Annotated in this window: 13 protein-coding genes; 6 read left to right on the top strand and 7 right to left on the bottom strand. The window is 66.2% G+C overall.

Annotated features, from left to right (window positions below; translation table 11 throughout):
- Positions 1–16 precede the first annotated feature (16 nt).
- From yghU to polA, 4 genes are all read right to left on the bottom strand, one after another.
- Positions 17–892: a glutathione-dependent disulfide-bond oxidoreductase gene (yghU, locus tag K225_RS0107875; RefSeq protein WP_026435892.1), complete on the bottom strand. Its 876-nt coding sequence runs from the start codon at positions 890–892 to the stop codon at positions 17–19.
- Positions 893–1126: 234 nt separating this feature from the next.
- On the bottom strand, positions 1127–1432 hold the full coding sequence (locus tag K225_RS0107870) for an AzlD domain-containing protein (RefSeq protein WP_026435891.1): 306 nt from the start codon (positions 1430–1432) through the stop codon (positions 1127–1129).
- Entirely contained in the window at positions 1429–2151 is a 723-nt protein-coding gene (locus tag K225_RS20565; RefSeq protein ID WP_051248771.1) for an AzlC family ABC transporter permease, read from the bottom strand. The genes K225_RS0107870 and K225_RS20565 overlap by 4 nt, the downstream gene beginning before the upstream one ends.
- Before the next feature lie 224 nt (positions 2152–2375).
- Positions 2376–5168, bottom strand: coding sequence for a DNA polymerase I (gene polA, locus K225_RS20560; RefSeq protein WP_034712049.1), 2793 nt, complete (start codon positions 5166–5168; stop codon positions 2376–2378).
- Between the two features lie 159 nt (positions 5169–5327).
- Between polA and K225_RS0107845 the strand changes: the two genes are divergently transcribed.
- The 4 genes from K225_RS0107845 (at position 5328) to K225_RS0107830 (ending at position 8186) form a co-directional block, all read left to right on the top strand.
- Complete coding sequence (locus K225_RS0107845; protein WP_026435890.1) at positions 5328–5747, top strand: hypothetical protein; 420 nt, start codon at positions 5328–5330, stop codon at positions 5745–5747.
- 128 nt (positions 5748–5875) lie between these two features.
- Positions 5876–6235 (top strand): hypothetical protein, encoded by a 360-nt coding sequence (locus tag K225_RS0107840; protein ID WP_026435889.1) that lies wholly within the window; start codon positions 5876–5878, stop codon positions 6233–6235.
- 56 nt (positions 6236–6291) lie between these two features.
- Positions 6292–7242, top strand: coding sequence for a homoserine kinase (locus K225_RS0107835; protein ID WP_026435888.1), 951 nt, complete (start codon positions 6292–6294; stop codon positions 7240–7242).
- A gap of 101 nt (positions 7243–7343) precedes the next feature.
- Positions 7344–8186 carry a BPSS1780 family membrane protein gene (locus tag K225_RS0107830; RefSeq protein WP_026435887.1) on the top strand — a complete coding sequence of 281 codons (843 nt, stop codon included), beginning with the start codon at positions 7344–7346 and terminating at the stop codon, positions 8184–8186.
- Between the two features lie 217 nt (positions 8187–8403).
- Here the strand turns inward: K225_RS0107830 and K225_RS0107825 are convergent, their stop codons facing one another.
- The 3 genes from K225_RS0107825 to K225_RS0107815 all read right to left on the bottom strand — a co-directional run bounded on the left by K225_RS0107825 (position 8404) and on the right by K225_RS0107815 (position 14522).
- A complete protein-coding gene (locus tag K225_RS0107825) occupies positions 8404–10629 on the bottom strand; it encodes a PhoX family phosphatase (RefSeq protein WP_026435886.1) in 2226 nt (741 codons plus the stop codon).
- 273 nt (positions 10630–10902) lie between these two features.
- Positions 10903–12042, bottom strand: a complete 1140-nt coding sequence (locus K225_RS0107820; protein WP_026435885.1) for an FUSC family protein — start codon at positions 12040–12042, stop codon at positions 10903–10905.
- 26 nt (positions 12043–12068) lie between these two features.
- Positions 12069–14522 (bottom strand): UvrD-helicase domain-containing protein, encoded by a 2454-nt coding sequence (locus K225_RS0107815; RefSeq protein ID WP_026435884.1) that lies wholly within the window; start codon positions 14520–14522, stop codon positions 12069–12071.
- A gap of 31 nt (positions 14523–14553) precedes the next feature.
- Between K225_RS0107815 and K225_RS0107810 the strand changes: the two genes are divergently transcribed.
- Both K225_RS0107810 and K225_RS0107805 read left to right on the top strand, forming a co-directional pair.
- Positions 14554–15309, top strand: coding sequence for a hypothetical protein (locus K225_RS0107810; protein ID WP_026435883.1), 756 nt, complete (start codon positions 14554–14556; stop codon positions 15307–15309).
- A 167-nt stretch (positions 15310–15476) separates the two neighbouring features.
- Positions 15477–16454 (top strand): GMP reductase, encoded by a 978-nt coding sequence (locus tag K225_RS0107805; RefSeq protein ID WP_026435882.1) that lies wholly within the window; start codon positions 15477–15479, stop codon positions 16452–16454.
- Positions 16455–16473: the final 19 nt, after the last annotated feature.

The raw sequence follows: 16473 nt of genomic DNA, 5'->3' as shown, positions 1-16473 counted from the left end.
TGGAAGGCAATCCGTATCAGGCGGCAGGCGCCAGCTTGTCCTGGGTCTTGGTGTCGAAATCGCTGGCGTCATGGCGCTCATGCAGCTGGCTGGCCGGGTCGCCCCAGGTGCGGTTGACCTTGCGGCCACGCTGCACGGCCGGGCGCTTGGCAATCTGCTCGGCCCAGCGCACCACATGGGTGTATTCCTGCACCTGCAAAAATTCGCCCGCCTCGTACAGCTGGCCCTTGGCCAGCGCGCCGTACCAGGGCCAGGCGGCGATGTCGGCCACCGTGTAATCGCTGCCCGCCAGGTATTCGTGCGCGGCCAGGCGCTGGTTGAGCACATCCATCTGGCGCTTGACCTCCATCGCGTAGCGGTCGATGGGGTACTCGTACTTCTCGGGCGCGTAGACATAAAAGTGTCCGAAGCCGCCCCCCAGAAACGGCGCACTGCCCATCTGCCAGAACAGCCACGACAGGCACTCGGCACGCTGGGAGAAATCCTTGGGCAGGAAGGCGCCAAACTTTTCCGCCAGGTACAGCAGGATGGCGCCGGATTCGAACACCCGCACCGGCTCGGGCCCGCTGCGGTCCATCAGCGCCGGAATCTTCGAGTTGGGGTTGACCGCCACGAAGCCGCTGCTGAACTGCGCGCCTTCACCGATCGGAATCAGCCAGGCATCGTATTCCGCACCGCCGTGGCCCAGGGCCAGCAGTTCTTCGAGCATGACCGTGACCTTGACGCCGTTGGGCGTGGCCAGCGAATACAGCTGCAGCGGGTGGCGGCCCACCGGCAGTTCCTTGTCGTGCGTGGCGCCGGCGATGGGCCGGTTGATGCTGGCGAACTTGCCGCCGCTTTCCTTGTTCCATTGCCAGATGGCAGGTGGGGTGTAGGGGGTGGTGTCAGGCATGCAGGGAGCTCCGGGGGCAAAGCGGGTGGGGAAGGTGGCTGGATGGCCAGTTGCTGGATGAGTTTACCGATGCGGTTTGCGATCCGCTTTCCCTGCATCCCTACTTTATCGTCCGAAAAGCTGCCTGGCGTGCGCCCACGCCTATGGCGTCCAGTGGAATGGCGGCTACTTCAGTCCTGTGATCAATGAACGCGGACGGGTGAGGTGATCTATTGGGTTGAGGCACTCCATCAATCACCCCCACCACCGCACCGCCCCCGCCACAGCCGCCCCCAGCACCACCACCAGCAAAAACGGCAGGCGCAGCCAAAGCGCCAGCGCGGCCACCGCCAATGCCGCCAACCGCGCATCAATCACCAGCACAGTGCCTGCGGCAAATGTATTCATCACCGTCAGCGCCGACAGCAGGGCCACGGTGATGGCGCCCGCCACGCGGGCCATGCGGGGGTTGCGCAGCCAGCGGGCGGGCACGGCGTAGCCCGCGAGTTTGGTGAGGTAGGTGGCTGCGCAGGCCAGCACGATGGCGGTCCAGAGCGTCATGGCGCGCCCTCCCCGCTGGTGGGCGGCGCATCAGGGCTGTGCACCCACCAGCCCCAGGCGGCACCCACCACAGCAGCCAGCAGAATGGGCAGGCCGGGCGGCAGCAGCGGCACGGCCAGGGCGGTGGCCACACCGCACAGCACGGCCAGCGCCACGGGTTCGCGCTGGCGCAGGCGCGGCCACAGCAGGGCCAGGAAGGCCGCCACGGCGGCGCCGTCCAGGCCCCAGCGGCGCGGGTCGCCCAGGGCATCGCCGAGCACGGCGCCGAGCAGGGTGAACAGGTTCCAGAGCACAAACACGCCGATGCCGGCTGTCCAGAAGCCGCGCCGCTGCTCCGCAGGTTCGGTTTGGCCCGAGGCCGTGGCGGCGGATTCGTCGATGGTGAGCTGCGCCGCCACGGCCTTGCGCCAGCCGGTGGGGGCAACCATGCCGTTCATCTGCATGCCATAGACGGCGTTGCGCACGCCCAGCAGCGCGGCGGCGCCCAGCGCGGCAGAACCCGCGCCGCCGCCCGCGATGACGCCGATGAAGGCGAACTGCGAGCCACCAGTGAACATGAGCAGGCTCAGCGCCATGGCTTGCCATACCGTGAGCCCGGCGGCCACGGCCAGGGCGCCGAAGGAGATGCCGTAGAGGCCGGTGGCGGCGGAGATGGACAGGCCCATGCGGATGGCGGGGGTCCAGGTGGATGGGTGCAGGGTGGGTGGGGGAGATTGCATCTGCTTCTGGTTTGGGCGCTGGTGGCGCTTTCTGATAAGCGCTGGAGGCTAAAAATTCTTAAAAATCTGCAGGACGAATGGTGAATGGTTGGATGTCTGGGGGCTTGGTAATGCTGCGCCTTGTGGTCCGGCAGGGGGTCAGAGCACGAGTTTCGCTGTGCGAAATCGTGATCTGACCCCCTGCCTGCGTCGTGACCTGACCCCTTTGCCTGCGCCGCTGGGGCTCAATGCGCCTTGTCCCAGTTGGGCCCCACGCCCACCTCGGCCAGCAGGGGTACCTTGAGGTCCGCCACGCCAGCCATCAGGCGCGGGATATGGCTTTTGAGCCAGTCCACCTCGCCCTCGGGCAACTCGAACACGAGTTCGTCGTGCACCTGCATGATCATTTTGATGGCGGGCTTTTCGGCGTCCAGCACCTGCTGCACCTTGACCATGGCCATCTTGATGAGGTCGGCCGCCGTGCCCTGCATGGGCGCGTTGATGGCGGCGCGCTCGGCGCCGGCGCGGCGCGGGCCGTTGGGCGAGTTGATTTCGGGGAGGTACAGTCGCCGGCCGAACACCGTCTCCACATACCCCATGGATTTGGCGGCGGCCTTGGTGTCGTCCATGTACTGCTTGACGCCGGGGTAACGCTGGAAGTAGCGGTCGATGTAGGCGGCGGCGGCCTTGGTCTCTATCCCTAAGTTCTTGGCCAGGCCGAAGCTGCTCATGCCGTAGATCAGGCCGAAGTTGATGACCTTGGCGTAGCGGCGCTGCTCGCTGGTGACCTGGCCTACCTCCACGCCGAACACCTCGGCCGCGGTGGCGCGGTGCACGTCCAGCCCGGCATGGAAGGCGTGCAGCAGCGCGTGATCGCCGCTGAGGTGGGCCATGATGCGCAGCTCGATCTGGCTGTAGTCGGCGCTGGCGATCACGCAGCCGGCGGGCGCCACGAAGGCTTCGCGGATGCGCCGGCCCTCGGCCGTGCGGATGGGGATGTTCTGCAGGTTGGGGTCGTTGCTCGACAGCCGTCCGGTCACCGCCACGGCCTGCGCGTAGTGCGTGTGCACGCGGCCGGTGCGCGGCAGGGCCAGTTGCGCCAGTTTGTCGGTGTAGGTGCCCTTGAGCTTGACCAGGCTGCGGTGCTCCAGCAGCTTGGCGGGCAGGGGGTAGTCCTCTGCGAGCTTTTCCAGCACCTCCTCGTCGGTGCTGCGCGCGCCGGTGGCGGTTTTCTTCACCACGGGCATGCCCAGCTTGTCGAAGAAGATTTCGCCCAGCTGCTTGGGGCTGCTGAGGTTGAAGGGCTGGCCCGCGATGGCGTAGGCCTCGGTCTCGAGCTGCACGATGCGCTGGCCCAGCTCGTGGCTTTGCGCGGCCAGCGTGGGGGCATCAATCAGTACGCCGTTGCGCTCGATGCGGTAGAGCGCCTCGCTGCTGGCGATTTCCAGTTCGTAGATGGCGCGCAGTTTGTCATCGGCCTGCAGCAGCGGCCACAGCGCGTGGTGCACGTCCAGCGTCTGGTCGGAGTCTTCGCACGAGTAGGCCGCGGCCTTGTCCACCGGCACCTGGGCAAACGGAATCTGGTGCGCGCCCTTGCCACACAGGTCTTCGTAGCTGATGCCGGTGCGGCCGGTGTGGCGCTCGGCCAGGCTGGTCAGGTTGTGCGGCTTGTGCACTTCGAGCACGTAGCTTTGCAGCATGGTGTCGTGCACATAGCCGTGCACCTCGATGCCGTGGTTGGCGAACACATGGCGGTCGTACTTGATGTGCTGGCCCAGCTTGTGGCGCTTGGGATCTTGCAGCCAGGGCCGGAGGCGCACCAGCACCTCGGCCAGCGGCAATTGCGCGGGCGCATCGGGCCCGGCATGGGCCAGCGGAATGTAGGCCGCCTCGCCGGGCTGCACGCTGAACGAGATGCCGACGATTTCTGCGCGCATTTCATCGAGCGAGGTGGTTTCGGTGTCCAGTGCCACCAGCTCGGCTTTCATCAGGCGCTGCAGCCAGTGGTCAAAGTCGGTCCAGTTGAGGATGGTGTCGTACACCACCGCGCGCTGCTGAGCGGCCTCGGCCACGGGGCTGGCGGAGTGGTCGGCGAACAGGTCGCCACTCTCGCCCGGCATGGCAACCACGGGAGCGGGGGCGGCGGCCGGTACATCGCCCCCCAGCGCGCGCGCCAGGCCCTTGAAGCCGTATTGTTCGTAGAAGTCCTTGAGCCGGGGCGTATCGGGCGTGCCGATGGTGATGGCATCCAGCCGGGGCAGGCCCTCGACCCAGCCGTCGAGGTCGCAATCGGTCTTGATGGTCAGCAGCTGGCGGCCCGTGGGCAGCCAGCCGAGCGCCTTGCGCAGGTTCTCGCCGGCCACGCCCTTGATCTTGTCGGCGCTCTGCACCACGGCATCGAGCGAGCCATATTCCTGCAGCCACTTGGCCGCCGTCTTGGGGCCGACCTTTTCCACGCCAGGCACGTTGTCCACCTGGTCGCCCACCAGGGTCTGAAAATCCACCATCAGCCGCGCGGGCACGCCAAACTCGGCCTCCACGCCGGCCAGGTCGCGGCGCTTGCCATTCATGGTGTCGATGATGGTGATGTGCTCATTCACCAGCTGCGCCAGGTCCTTGTCACCGCTGCTCACGATCACCTCGATACCCTGGCGCGCGGCCGTCACGGCCAGCGTGCCGATCACGTCGTCGGCCTCCACGCCGGGCACATCCAGCACCTTCCAGCCCAGCAGGCGCACCACCTCGTGGATGGGCGGGATCTGCGCACGCAGGTCGTCCGGCATGGGACTGCGCTGCTGCTTGTAGGCGGGGTAGATGGCGTCGCGGAAGGTGGGGCCCTTGGCGTCGAACACGCAGGCGGCGTAGTCGGCATGCACCTCCTTGCGCAGCGCCTGCATCATGTTGATCATGCCGCGGATGGCGCCCGTGGCCGGGCTGGCCGGGTCGCCCGGCACGGCGCGCAGGTCGGGCATGGCATGGAAGGCACGGTAGAGGTAGCTGGAGCCATCCACCAGCAGCAGGGTCTTTTTGTCGCTCATGCGGCGATTGTCACAGCAAGCCGCTGCCAGCGGGCGCCCACGCGCAACGGCATGCCCCGGCCCTCGGCCCAGGGCATGAAAACCGGCAAAATAGCCCCTTTTCCCAGGCACGGCGCCATGCCGCAAGGTGGCGGCGTCTCCATCGAAAAAGGTCAACCCATGAAAAAACTGCTGGCGTTGCTGGTCGGCGCGGCGTGCACGCTGGCGATGGCGGACACGGAGTTCAAGAACGTGCCAGTGCCGCTGCAAAAGGCACTGCGCGGGAACGCGCTCAAGACGGTGCAACTGGACAACGGCGTGCTGCGGCTGCAAATGGACAAGCCGGCCGTCACCGAACTGGTGTATGCGACCTTCGTCTTCCACAACATCTGCGCCGAGCAATGGCACAACCCGGAGCAGTTCGCCCAACTGGCGCTGAAGCGGGTGGAACTGCTCAACGCCAGCGGCGCCCAGGGCTTCGCCTTTGATGCCCGGGGCGATGTCTGCGAGCAGATGGGACGGCTGGGCAAGAACTTCCGCACCTTCATCGGCCAGCGCACTGTGCCATGCGAGGCCGGCACCTGCCCCAAACATCCCTGAGCGGTTTTTCAGGCAGCACTCCGGCGCGCTTGCCACGGGTTGGCCGCCGTGGGAAAACCAAAAGCTCCCCGCTGGGCGGCACCAGGCCATGCGCCGCCTTGCCGGCACGCCCCGCCTACAATAGCGCCATGCGCGCTGTTCACCTCTTTTTGCTGCTGGGCCTGACCGCCAGCCCCCTGCTGGCCCAGACCCCCCCTTCAATTGCCCCTCAAGGCAATGCAGACAAGCGCGAGCAACTCCCAAATCCAGAGAAACTGGACGGCCGCAAGAACCAGCGCACCGAACGCATTCGCGTGGAAGACGAGGGCAGCCGCGTGGACGAACTGCGCGTGGGCGGCCAGACCCAGAGCATCACCGTTCAACCCAAGACGGGCGACCTGCCCGAATACGAAGTGCAGTCCCCCGACGGAGCGCGCAGCCGGGCCGGCAGCCGCAACGGCGCCGAGACCAACACCGCCCCGCGCGTCTGGAACGTCATCAAGTTCTGACACGGCGCGCTGGCTGCCTTCCTTTTCTATTTTCTATCCCGTATCTGCGCTGAGCGATGGCCGTTTTTACCGAAGTCTCGACGAATGAGGCGCGCGAACTGCTGCGCCGTTTGCAACTGGGTGACCTGGTGGCGCTGCGCGGCATCGAGGGTGGCATCGAGAACACCAACTACTTTCTCACCAGCGACCAGGGCGAATTCGTGCTCACGCTGTTCGAGCGGCTCACCGCCGAACAGCTGCCGTTCTACCTGCACCTGATGAAGCACCTGGCCCACCACGGCATGCCGGTGCCCGATCCGCAAGCCGACCAGAACGGCGACATCCTGCACACCGTGTGTGGCAAGCCTGCGGCCGTGGTGAACAAGCTGCGCGGCAAGAGCCAGCTGACGCCGCAGCCCGTGCACTGCGCGGCCGTGGGCACCCTGCTGGCGCGCATGCACCTGGCGGGGCGCGATTTTGACCGGCACCAGCCCAACCTGCGCGGCCTGCCCTGGTGGAATGAAACCGTGCCCGTGGTGCTGCCCCACATCGGCCCGCAGCAGGCCGCCTTGCTGCGCTCCGAGCTCGCCTACCAGAACCATGTGGCCGCATCATCGGCCTACGCTGCGCTGCCGCGTGGTCCGGTGCATGCCGACCTGTTCCGCGACAACGTGATGTTCGATGGCGAAGAGCTCACGGGCTGCTTCGACTTTTATTTTGCTGGCGTGGACACCTGGCTGTTCGACCTGGCCGTCTGCCTGAACGACTGGTGCATCGACTTGGCACAGGGCACCCATGACGCCGACCGCGCCACCCACATGCTCGACGCCTACCAGGCCGTGCGCCCCCTGACGGCGGCCGAACGCGAGTTGCTGCCCGCCATGCTGAGGGCGGGCGCCCTGCGCTTCTGGATTTCGCGGCTGTGGGATTTCTACCTGCCCCGCGAGGCAGCGATGCTCACCCCGCACGACCCCACGCATTTCGAACGCGTTCTGCAAGGCCGCATTGCGCACCCGGTGCACGCCTGAATCCCTTCCACCCGGTGGCCTTTGGGAGCACTGGGTTAAATTCACCGGTGCTGCCCGCCACCCCGGGTGCTGAGCCCTCTCCTGATTGTCAAACCCTCCCCATGAAACTCCACATCGTCCCCGCACGCACCGGCCTGGAATGGGTCAAGCTTGGCATCCGGGCGTTCTGGCGGCAACCCATGGCGCTCGCGGCCCTGTTCTTCATGACCATGGCCGCCATGTCCCTGGCCACCATGATTCCGCTGGTCGGCCCCGCCGTGGCGCTGGCCCTGCTGCCCTCGGCCACGCTGGCCATGATGGTGGCCGCCGCCGAGGCCGTGCAGGGCCGCTTTCCCACGCCTGCCGTACTGCTGGTGGCCTTTCGCACCGGGCGCCAGCGCCTGCGCGACATGCTGGTGCTGGGGGCGCTGTATGCGGTGGGGTTTCTCGCAGTGATGGGCCTTTCAGCACTGATCGACGGCGGGCAGTTTGCCCAGGTATACCTGGGCGGCGCTCCCCTCACCCGCGAGATGGCCGAGACGCCCGCTTTCCAGGGCGCCATGTGGCTGTCCATGCTGCTGTACCTGCCCTTGTCCCTGCTGTTCTGGCATGCGCCGGGCCTGGTGCACTGGCATGGCGTGCCACCGGTCAAAAGCCTGTTCTTCAGCATCGTGGCCTGCCTGCGCAATTTCGGCGCCTTCATGGTCTATGGTCTGGCCTGGATGGGCGTGTTCCTGCTGAGTGGCCTGGTCATCAGCCTGCTGGCAGGCTTGCTGGCCGTGGGCGGCCTCACCGCCGTGGTGGGCGGCATCATGGTCGGCGCGGCCATGATGATGGCAGCCATGTTCTTCACGTCGGTGGTGTTCACGTTCCGCGACTGTTTTGAGCCGCCCGAAAAATCCGGGCCGCAGGCACTGCACAGCCAAGCGTCCGACCCCGCGCCAGGGCCTGACGGCACGGCGTGACAAGTACCGGGCAACGCAGCCTGCTGTCGTAGCGCCCATCTCTGCGGGGAACCCCGCGCTCCGTGACGGCCACGCGCGCGTGCCACCGCGCACCTCCGCCCCCCCTACCGGGCGCTTGCCAGCGCCCGCGCCGCAATAAAAAACCCGCCGACCCGGAGTTGCCAGCCATCTGGCAACCCCAGGCCGGCGGGCCGGCAGGGGATGGAGTTGCAATCGCTCAGGTGCCGATCTTGCCGCCGTCATTCTTGGTGATGACGATGGTGGCCGAGCGGGGGCGTTTGCCTGCACCATAGCCAGCGTTGGACGGCCACTGGCTGGTGTACTTGGTCGGATCGGCCACATCGGCCATCTTGGTGGTTTCGCCCGGGTGCTGGATGTTCACGAAGATCGCCTTGCCGTCCGGCGTTTCGGTCAGGCCGGTAATCTCGCAGCCCTTGGGGCCGACCAGGAAACGCTTGAGGGTGTTCTCCGTGGCGGCCTTGCCCACGGGCGTGACGATGTCGAGCTTGCTGCCATCGGCCTTGGTGTAGCTCAGCGTCTTCTTGGCGCCATCGCCCACGCTGCCGGGCACGGCGGCCAGCATCATGCAGTTCGTGACATCGGTGTAGGCGCCGTCGTCGGTCTGGATCCAGCAGATGCCGGTGGCCTTGCTGAACACCAGGCCGTCGGGGCTGGAGAAGTCCTGGTCGGCCGTCAGTGCCGAAATGTTGACCATGGCCTTGTCGGCACCGGCCTCGGCGCCGAACAGGTACACGTCCCAGCTGAAGCTGGAGACCGAAGCGCCTTCCTTCAGGCGCACCAGGTGGCCGTTGGGGTTGCCGTTCTGTGCGCTGGTGCCCTTCATGTCGGTGTAGACACGGGGATTGGCGGCGTCGGGCAGGTACTGGCCGCTGGTGGGGTTGATGCTGCGGTTGCTGTTGTTGGTCAGCGTGAAGTAGATCTCGCCGTTGGCGGGGTTCACGGCGTTCCACTCGGGGCGGTCCATCTTGGTGGCGCCCACGGCGTCGGCGGCCAGGCGGGTGTTGATGGCGATGTCTGCCGCATCGGCAAAGCTGTAGGTGGTGTAACCCGAAATCGCCGTATTGGTCAGCGCGAGTTCGATCCAGGTGCCCGTGCCATCGGCGTTGAACTTGGCCACATAGAGCTTGCCGCTGTCCATGTACTTGTCACCCACGGCCATGCGGTCGGCAGCGTTGGCATCGGCCGCGCTCCACAGCGCGGTGGAGACAAACTTGTAGATGTATTCGCCGCGCGAATCGTCGCCCATGTATACGGTCAGCGGCTTGCCGGCTTCCACCTTGCCAAACGCTGCGCTCTCGTGTGCGAAGCGGCCCAGCGCGGTGCGCTTCTTGGCCATGCGGGTCTTGTCGTAGGCGTCGATCTCGACGATGTAACCCATGCCGTTCATCTCGTTGCGATAGTCATCGCTGCCGTCCGTCGAAGCGCCCAGCTTGCTGTTGTTCCAGCGCTGGTACTTGTCGTCGATACCGCCCGTTTCCCAGCCATGGCGCGATGTGGCGCCCTGATTGCGGCCATAGCGCTTGAGCGCCGTGACGCTCTTGTCGCCACGGGCTGCGTCGTCGGTCGCGCCGCGGGTGAAGTAGCCAAACCAGTTTTCCTCGCCGGTCAGGAACGTGCCCCACGGCGTCTTGCCGGTGCCGCAGTTGTTCAGCGTGCCACGGGTCCTGGTGCCGTCGGTCGAGTACTTGGTGACCAGTTGCGCATGGCCACGGGCGGGGCCGGCAATTTCGATGGGACTCAGGGAAGTCAGGCGGAAATTCAGCGCAGAGGTGGACACATAGCCCCACTTGTCCGCCGTCTTGGCCACTTCGATCACGGCGATGCCGTGGATATCGGTTTCCTTGTCCACTTCGGCCGCAGGACGTGGCAGGGTCGAGGTGCCGCCATTGGCATGCAGGAAGAAGGACGACAGCTTTTCGTCCGTGGTGGCTTCGTGGTTGATGGCCAGCAGACCGCGCTCGGTGGCGCTGTCGTTGCGCTTGCCGTCGGCACCCAGGCCAAACCATTCCATGCCGTCATGGTGGTCGCCGGCACGCTTGTCGTAGTCGCCATCGGTTCCATCGTTCTTGTAGGCGGCAACGCCTGCGGCCAAGGGGTCGCCCAGTGCAAACAGCACGCTGACGCTATAGCCTGCGGGCACCACCACCGTGTCGGCCAGGCTCTTGGCCACGGCGCCGAAGCCCAGCAGCTTGGCTTCTGGAACGGGATTGGCGTCCGCAATGGGACCATCGCTGCCGCCACAGGCGGTCACGCCAAAACCGCCCAGCACGGCCGTGCCCACCGTGCCCACGCTGCCACGGAGCAGGCCACGGCGCGACAGACGTGCACCCAGCACGGAATCAAACGTAGGGTTGTTGGAGGTGTTGGAATTCTCGTTGTTGAAGTCAAGCGCCTGCTCGGGCGCATCCACGCGGTGGTTCATCGGGGTTCCTTGGGTTGTGGTTTGCAAAACCACTGGAGCGTATGAACCCATCGCGACAACTTCATGACGTTTGCAAGGCATTTTGATGGCAAGCCCACGTGCAGCGCTTGAGTGGCCGTTAGAGCCTGTTGACGATCTCCCAGGGTCGCGCAGCACCGTCGCCAGAAGGTACCGCACTGGGCCGACCCGCTTTGTGCGTCTGCCGCTATTGCCCTGAACACGGTGCTTTTTGTATTCAACGTCCCGCTTGGTGCGGCAATGCAGCCTCCGTCATCAACGCGCGGCTGTGTCCTTGCTGCGGTGCTCATGCAGGTGCACCCGGTCGTCCACGCTGGAGAAAATCACGGCAAACACGATGCCCAGCGCCGCGCCCAGAATGGTGTCCAGCACGCGCTCGACCGGCATGCTCGCGGCCACGGTGGGCGACGCCAGGTAGGTCATGAGCAGCGCCATGGGCGTCACCGTGATCTGGCCCAGGGCGTAGTTATAGCCAATGACCACCTCGGTCAAAAACTGGAACGCCACGATCGCGGCCACCACGACCCAGAACGATGGCTGTTGCGCGAGCATGGCCCAGACGATGAACGAGCCCACGATGGTGCCGGCCATGCGCTGCAGCGCGCGGTTCATGGTGATGTGCAGGTGCCCGCCCTGCAACACCGACACCGCACCGATCGCCGCCCACGCCGGATGCTGCCAGCCGGCCATGAAGGCAATCCAGGCGGCCAGTGCGGCGCAGGCCGTGATGCGCCCCGCTGCAATCCACTGGTGCGACCAGGGCGCCACATGCGCGGGCGGCAAGCGCAGGGCCTGGAGCTCGGTGGCACGCCACCGGTCCGTCACGAGGCAGGTCAGCACCGCCACCCCACCGCCGGCAAGGGTGGCCAGCACCCGGGCCAGCACCTCGGCGCCACTGCCCACGGGATGGTAGGCCGCCCCGGCGGCAAACACGATGATCACCGCCCCGGGCCCGCCCAGGCCCCACCACGACACCGCCACGGTGGCCGCGCCGGCCACCAGGGCCAGCGCGAACACCATCATCCACGGTAGCGCGCCCGCCCACGATGCGAGCGAAGGCACCAGCACCCCCAGCGCCAGCAGCAGCGCGCAGATCACAACGATGCGCATGCGCCGCTCCACCGTGGCAAAGCGCCCGAACAGGGCCGCCAGCGCGCCCAGCGAGGCAAAACCCACCAGCTGGGGCCAGGGCGAGAAATACGTGGCCACGATGGCTAGCAACACCGCCAGCGCGGCCTGAAAGCCGGCAATCGCAAAGATACGCGGCGAAGGCGGCGCGCCGATGGTCATGCTCTCCCGCCACTGCGCCGGGCTGACGAGGTGGCGCGCCGAGCTGCCGTGCGAGGCGCCGCGACGGCGTCGGGATCTCGTTGCAGATGCGTTTTTATCGATCATAGGTGCTCCATCGTGGGCAACGGGGTTCACTCCACCACCGTCAGCTTGGCCACCGACAGCGCCAGCCACTTGGTGCCGTGGCGCGGAAAATTGACCTGCGCGCGCGCGTCGTCGCCCTGGCCTTCGATGGCCAGCACCTTGCCTTCGCCGAACTTGGTGTGGAACACGTTGGTGCCCGCGCGCAGGCCATGCGAAGGCGCGGCTTTCTGCACCGGCACCGGTGGGCTGGCGAAGGTTTCTGGCTTGAAACCCAATGAGTTTCTGGCACTGGCTGGATAGGTGCCTCCAGCTCCTGAATTGGGAGCATACGAGCCAAAACCCTGCTGCCTGGGCGTGATCCACTTGAGGGCGCCCTCGGGCAGTTCGTCGAAAAAGCGGCTCTTGATGTTGTAGCGCGTCTGGCCATGCAGCATACGCGTCTGCGAGTGGCTCAGGTACAGGCGCTTGCGCGCGCGGGTGATGGCCACGTACATCAGGCGGCGCTCTTCCTCCAGGCCATCACGGTCACTGGCGGAGTTCTCGTGGGGGAACAGGCCCTCCTCCATGCCGCCGATGAACACGCCGTCAAACTCCAGGCCCTTGCTGGCGTGCACGGTCATGAGCTGCACGGCGTCCTGCCCGGCCTGGGCCTGGTTGTCGCCCGCTTCGAGAGCGGCATGGGTCAGGAACGCGGCCAGGGGCGAGAGGGTTTCGCCGGTGTCGGCATCCACCATGCCGGGCACGGGGGGTTTCAGGGGTTCGTCGAGCACTGGCGCATTCGGGTCCAGCCCTTGGCTCACGGCACTTTGGGTGAGCGGCGTGCCATGCTCGTCCAGCGGCAAGGCCACCGCATCGCGGCCAAAGCCTTCCTGCGTGACAAAGCTCTCGGCGGCGTTGACGAGTTCTTCCAGATTTTCGATGCGGTCCGCGCCTTCCTTCTCGGTGCGGAAGTGCTCCACCAGCCCCGTGGATTCGAGCATCTGCTCGATGATGCCGCGCAGGTTCAGGCCCTGGGTCTGCTCGCGCAGCACGTCCACCATGGCCACAAACGCGCCCAGGTTGGCGCCCGCCTTGCCGGGCACGGCGCTCACCGCGTCATGCAGCGAGCAGCCCGCGGCGCGGGCCGCGTCCTGCAGCACCTCGATGCTGCGCACACCAATGCCCCGCGGCGGAAAGTTGACCACGCGCGTGAAGCTGGTGTCGTCGTGCGGGTTCTCCAAGAGGCGCAGGTAGGCCAGCGCGTGTTTGATTTCGGCGCGCTCGAAGAATCGCAGGCCGCCGTACACGCGGTAGGGCACGCTGGCATTGAACAGCGCCGATTCGATCACCCGGCTTTGCGCATTGCTGCGGTAGAGCACGGCGATTTCCTTGCGCTCGAAGCCGTCGTTGCGCACCAGCTGCTTGATCTCATCCACCATCCACTGCGCCTCGGCCAGGTCGGAGCTGGCCTCGTACACGCGCACGGGCTCGCCCGCGCCCTGCGTGGTGCGCAGGTTCTTGCCCAGGCGGCGGCTGTTGTGGCTGATGAGGTGGTTGGCCGAGTCGAGGATGTTGCTGTAGCTGCGGTAGTTCTGCTCCAGCTTGATTTGCTGCTTGACATCAAACTCGCGCACGAAGTCGGTCATGTTGCCCACGCGCGCGCCACGGAAGGCGTAGATGCTCTGGTCGTCGTCGCCCACGGCGATCACGCTGCCCCGCGCCTCGTAGCGCCCATTCACCTCGTTGCCCGCCAGTTGCTTGAGCCAGGCGTACTGCAGCTTGTTGGTGTCCTGGAACTCATCGACCAGGATGTGCTGGAACCGGCGCTGGTAGTGCTCGCGGATGGGGTCGTTGTCGCGCAGCAGCTCGTAAGACCGCAGCATCAGCTCGCCAAAGTCCACCACGCCTTCGCGCTGGCATTGCTCTTCGTACAGCTGGTAGATCTCGACCTTCTTGCGGCTGTCGCTGTCGTGCGTGGGCACGTCGCCAGGGCGCATGCCCTCTTCCTTGCAGCTGGCGATGAAGTACGACAGCTGCTTGGGCGGAAAGCGCTCCTCGTCCACGTTGTGCTGCTTGCACAGGCGCTTGATGGCCGAGAGCTGGTCTTGCGTGTCGAGGATCTGGAACGACTGCGGCAGCCCCGCTGCCTTGTGGTGCGCGCGCAGCAGCCGGTTGCACAGGCCGTGGAAGGTGCCGATCCACATGCCACGCACGTTCACCGGCAGCATCGCCGACAGGCGGGCCACCATTTCCTTGGCGGCCTTGTTGGTGAAGGTGACGGCCAGGATGCCGCCAGGCGTGGCGTAGCCGTTTTGCAGCAGCCAGGCGATGCGGGTGGTCAGCACCCGGGTCTTGCCCGAGCCCGCCCCCGCCAGGATGAGCGCATGGCCTGCGGGCAGCGTGACGGCAGCCAGTTGCTCGTCGTTCAGGTTGGCCAGGAGGGGCGATGCGGCCGAGGCCGCACCGGCGTGTGGGGGCACCAGAGGTTCTGGCGCGCCGGAAAACGGGTCTTGTGGGAACATGGGGCCATTGTAGAAAGCACCCCGCCCATCCATGAGAAACCTGGCCGTCACCCTGACCGCCCTGCTGGCACTGCACAGCCCCCCGCTGGCGGCGCAGGCCAGTTGCAGCAGCGACGGCGCACCGCCCCCCGTGGCCTTGTTTGAACGCTTCATCAGCGCCGACTGCGAGGCCTGCTGGAGTGATCCCGCCACGCCGGCGCCCGGTTCGGGCGCGCTGGTGCTGGACTGGATCGTGCCCGGCACCCTGGGCGACGATGCACCGCTGTCGGCCGCCGCCAGCGCGGATGCCCTGGGCCGTTTGCAGGCGCTCGGGCGCCAGGTGCCTGCCACCACCGATGTGCACACCGCACCGGTAGCGGGCGCATCCTCTGGGCGGCTGCGTGTGGCGCATGGCATGGCCTTCAACGACTACCAGGGCACCTCCATCGCATTCACGCCGGTGCGGGCGGCGGCTGGGCGCGACGCGCCACCGGCCCCGTGGCACTTTTTCCTGCTGCTGGTGGAAACCGTGCCTGCAGGTACCGAGGGCTCGCCCGTGGCCCGGAATATTGCCCGTAACCTGCTCCAGGGCCTATGGAATCAGCGCGAGCAGCCATCACCAGCAGACCCAAAGCGCTGGATGGAGGCACGCCCCATGCGCATCCCCGAAGGCGCCCGGCCCGAACGCCTGCGCGTGGTGGGCTGGGTGCAGGATGCGCAAGGGCGGGTTGTGGCTGCTGCGCAGTCGCACTGCGGGGCGCAGCCGGGCGGCCAGCAGGGCCATGACGGAAATCCCGCGCGCGGGTAGAATCAATCACCGGGCCCAAGTTTCTTGCAGCCCGGTTTTTTGTGCCTGCGCACCGCAGGGCCCGGTGCAGCCACCACGCCAGCACCCACGAAGCCGGTTTTCAAGCCAAGCGCCCATCGCGCCGGAAATCCTTCCGCCGCGACCCTTTCACAGGAGCTTGGAATCTCATGGAAATCTTCGACTACGACAACGTTCTTTTGCTGCCGCGCAAATGCCGCGTGGAAAGCCGCTCGGAATGCGACGCCAGCGTGGAACTGGGCGGCCGCTCATTCCGCATCCCGGTGGTGCCGGCCAACATGAAGACGGTAGTGGACGAAAAGATCTGCACCTGGATGGCACAGAACGGCTACTTCTATGTCATGCACCGGTTTGATCTGGACAACCTGCAGTTTGTGCGCGACATGCACGCCAAGGGTTGCTACGCATCGATCTCGCTGGGCGTCAAAAAACCCGATTACGACACCGTGGACCAGCTGGTGGCCGAGGGGCTGTGCCCCGAATACATCACCATCGACATCGCCCACGGCCATGCCGACACGGTGAAGGCCATGATCGGCTACCTCAAGGAAAAGCTGCCCCGGGCCTTCGTGATTGCAGGCAACGTGGCCACGCCCGAAGCCATCATCGACCTGGAAAACTGGGGCGCCGATGCCACCAAGGTGGGGGTGGGCCCGGGCAAGGTGTGCATCACCAAGCTCAAGACGGGCTTTGGCACGGGCGGCTGGCAGCTGAGCGCGCTCAAGTGGTGCGCGCGCGTGGCCACCAAGCCCATCATCGCCGACGGCGGCATCCGCAGCCATGGCGACATCGCCAAGAGCATCCGTTTTGGCGCCACCATGGTGATGATCGGCTCGCTGTTCGCGGGCCACGAGGAGTCGCCCGGCAAGACCGTGGAGGTGGACGGCGAACTGTTCAAGGAGTACTACGGATCGGCCAGCGATTTCAACAAGGGTGAATACAAGCATGTGGAAGGCAAGCGCATCCTGGAGCCCATCAAGGGCAAGCTGGCCGAGACACTGATCGAGATGGAGCAGGACGTGCAAAGCTCCATCAGCTACGCGGGCGGCACCAAGCTGATGGACGTGCGCAAGGTCAACTACGTCATCCTGGGCGGCGACAACGCGGGCGAACACCTGCTGATGTAGGCCGCGCGCCCGGCGGCGG

It is taken from the genome of Acidovorax sp. JHL-9, assembly GCF_000426205.1.
GTDB lineage: Bacteria > Pseudomonadota > Gammaproteobacteria > Burkholderiales > Burkholderiaceae_C > Acidovorax > Acidovorax soli.
This window is presented reverse-complemented; position numbering and strand designations above follow the sequence as displayed.

Bases quoted from the DNA above. Each gene is read 5' to 3' on its own strand.
- yghU (WP_026435892.1), bottom strand. From the start codon at position 892: ATGCCTGACACCACCCCCTACACCCCACCTGCCATCTGGCAATGGAAC.
- K225_RS0107870 (WP_026435891.1), bottom strand. From the start codon at position 1,432: ATGACGCTCTGGACCGCCATCGTGCTGGCCTGCGCAGCCACCTACCTC.
- K225_RS20565 (WP_051248771.1), bottom strand. From the start codon at position 2,151: ATGCAATCTCCCCCACCCACCCTGCACCCATCCACCTGGACCCCCGCC.
- polA (WP_034712049.1), bottom strand. From the start codon at position 5,168: ATGAGCGACAAAAAGACCCTGCTGCTGGTGGATGGCTCCAGCTACCTC.
- K225_RS0107845 (WP_026435890.1), top strand. From the start codon at position 5,328: ATGAAAAAACTGCTGGCGTTGCTGGTCGGCGCGGCGTGCACGCTGGCG.
- K225_RS0107840 (WP_026435889.1), top strand. From the start codon at position 5,876: ATGCGCGCTGTTCACCTCTTTTTGCTGCTGGGCCTGACCGCCAGCCCC.
- K225_RS0107835 (WP_026435888.1), top strand. From the start codon at position 6,292: ATGGCCGTTTTTACCGAAGTCTCGACGAATGAGGCGCGCGAACTGCTG.
- K225_RS0107830 (WP_026435887.1), top strand. From the start codon at position 7,344: ATGAAACTCCACATCGTCCCCGCACGCACCGGCCTGGAATGGGTCAAG.
- K225_RS0107825 (WP_026435886.1), bottom strand. From the start codon at position 10,629: ATGAACCACCGCGTGGATGCGCCCGAGCAGGCGCTTGACTTCAACAAC.
- K225_RS0107820 (WP_026435885.1), bottom strand. From the start codon at position 12,042: ATGATCGATAAAAACGCATCTGCAACGAGATCCCGACGCCGTCGCGGC.
- K225_RS0107815 (WP_026435884.1), bottom strand. From the start codon at position 14,522: ATGTTCCCACAAGACCCGTTTTCCGGCGCGCCAGAACCTCTGGTGCCC.
- K225_RS0107810 (WP_026435883.1), top strand. From the start codon at position 14,554: ATGAGAAACCTGGCCGTCACCCTGACCGCCCTGCTGGCACTGCACAGC.
- K225_RS0107805 (WP_026435882.1), top strand. From the start codon at position 15,477: ATGGAAATCTTCGACTACGACAACGTTCTTTTGCTGCCGCGCAAATGC.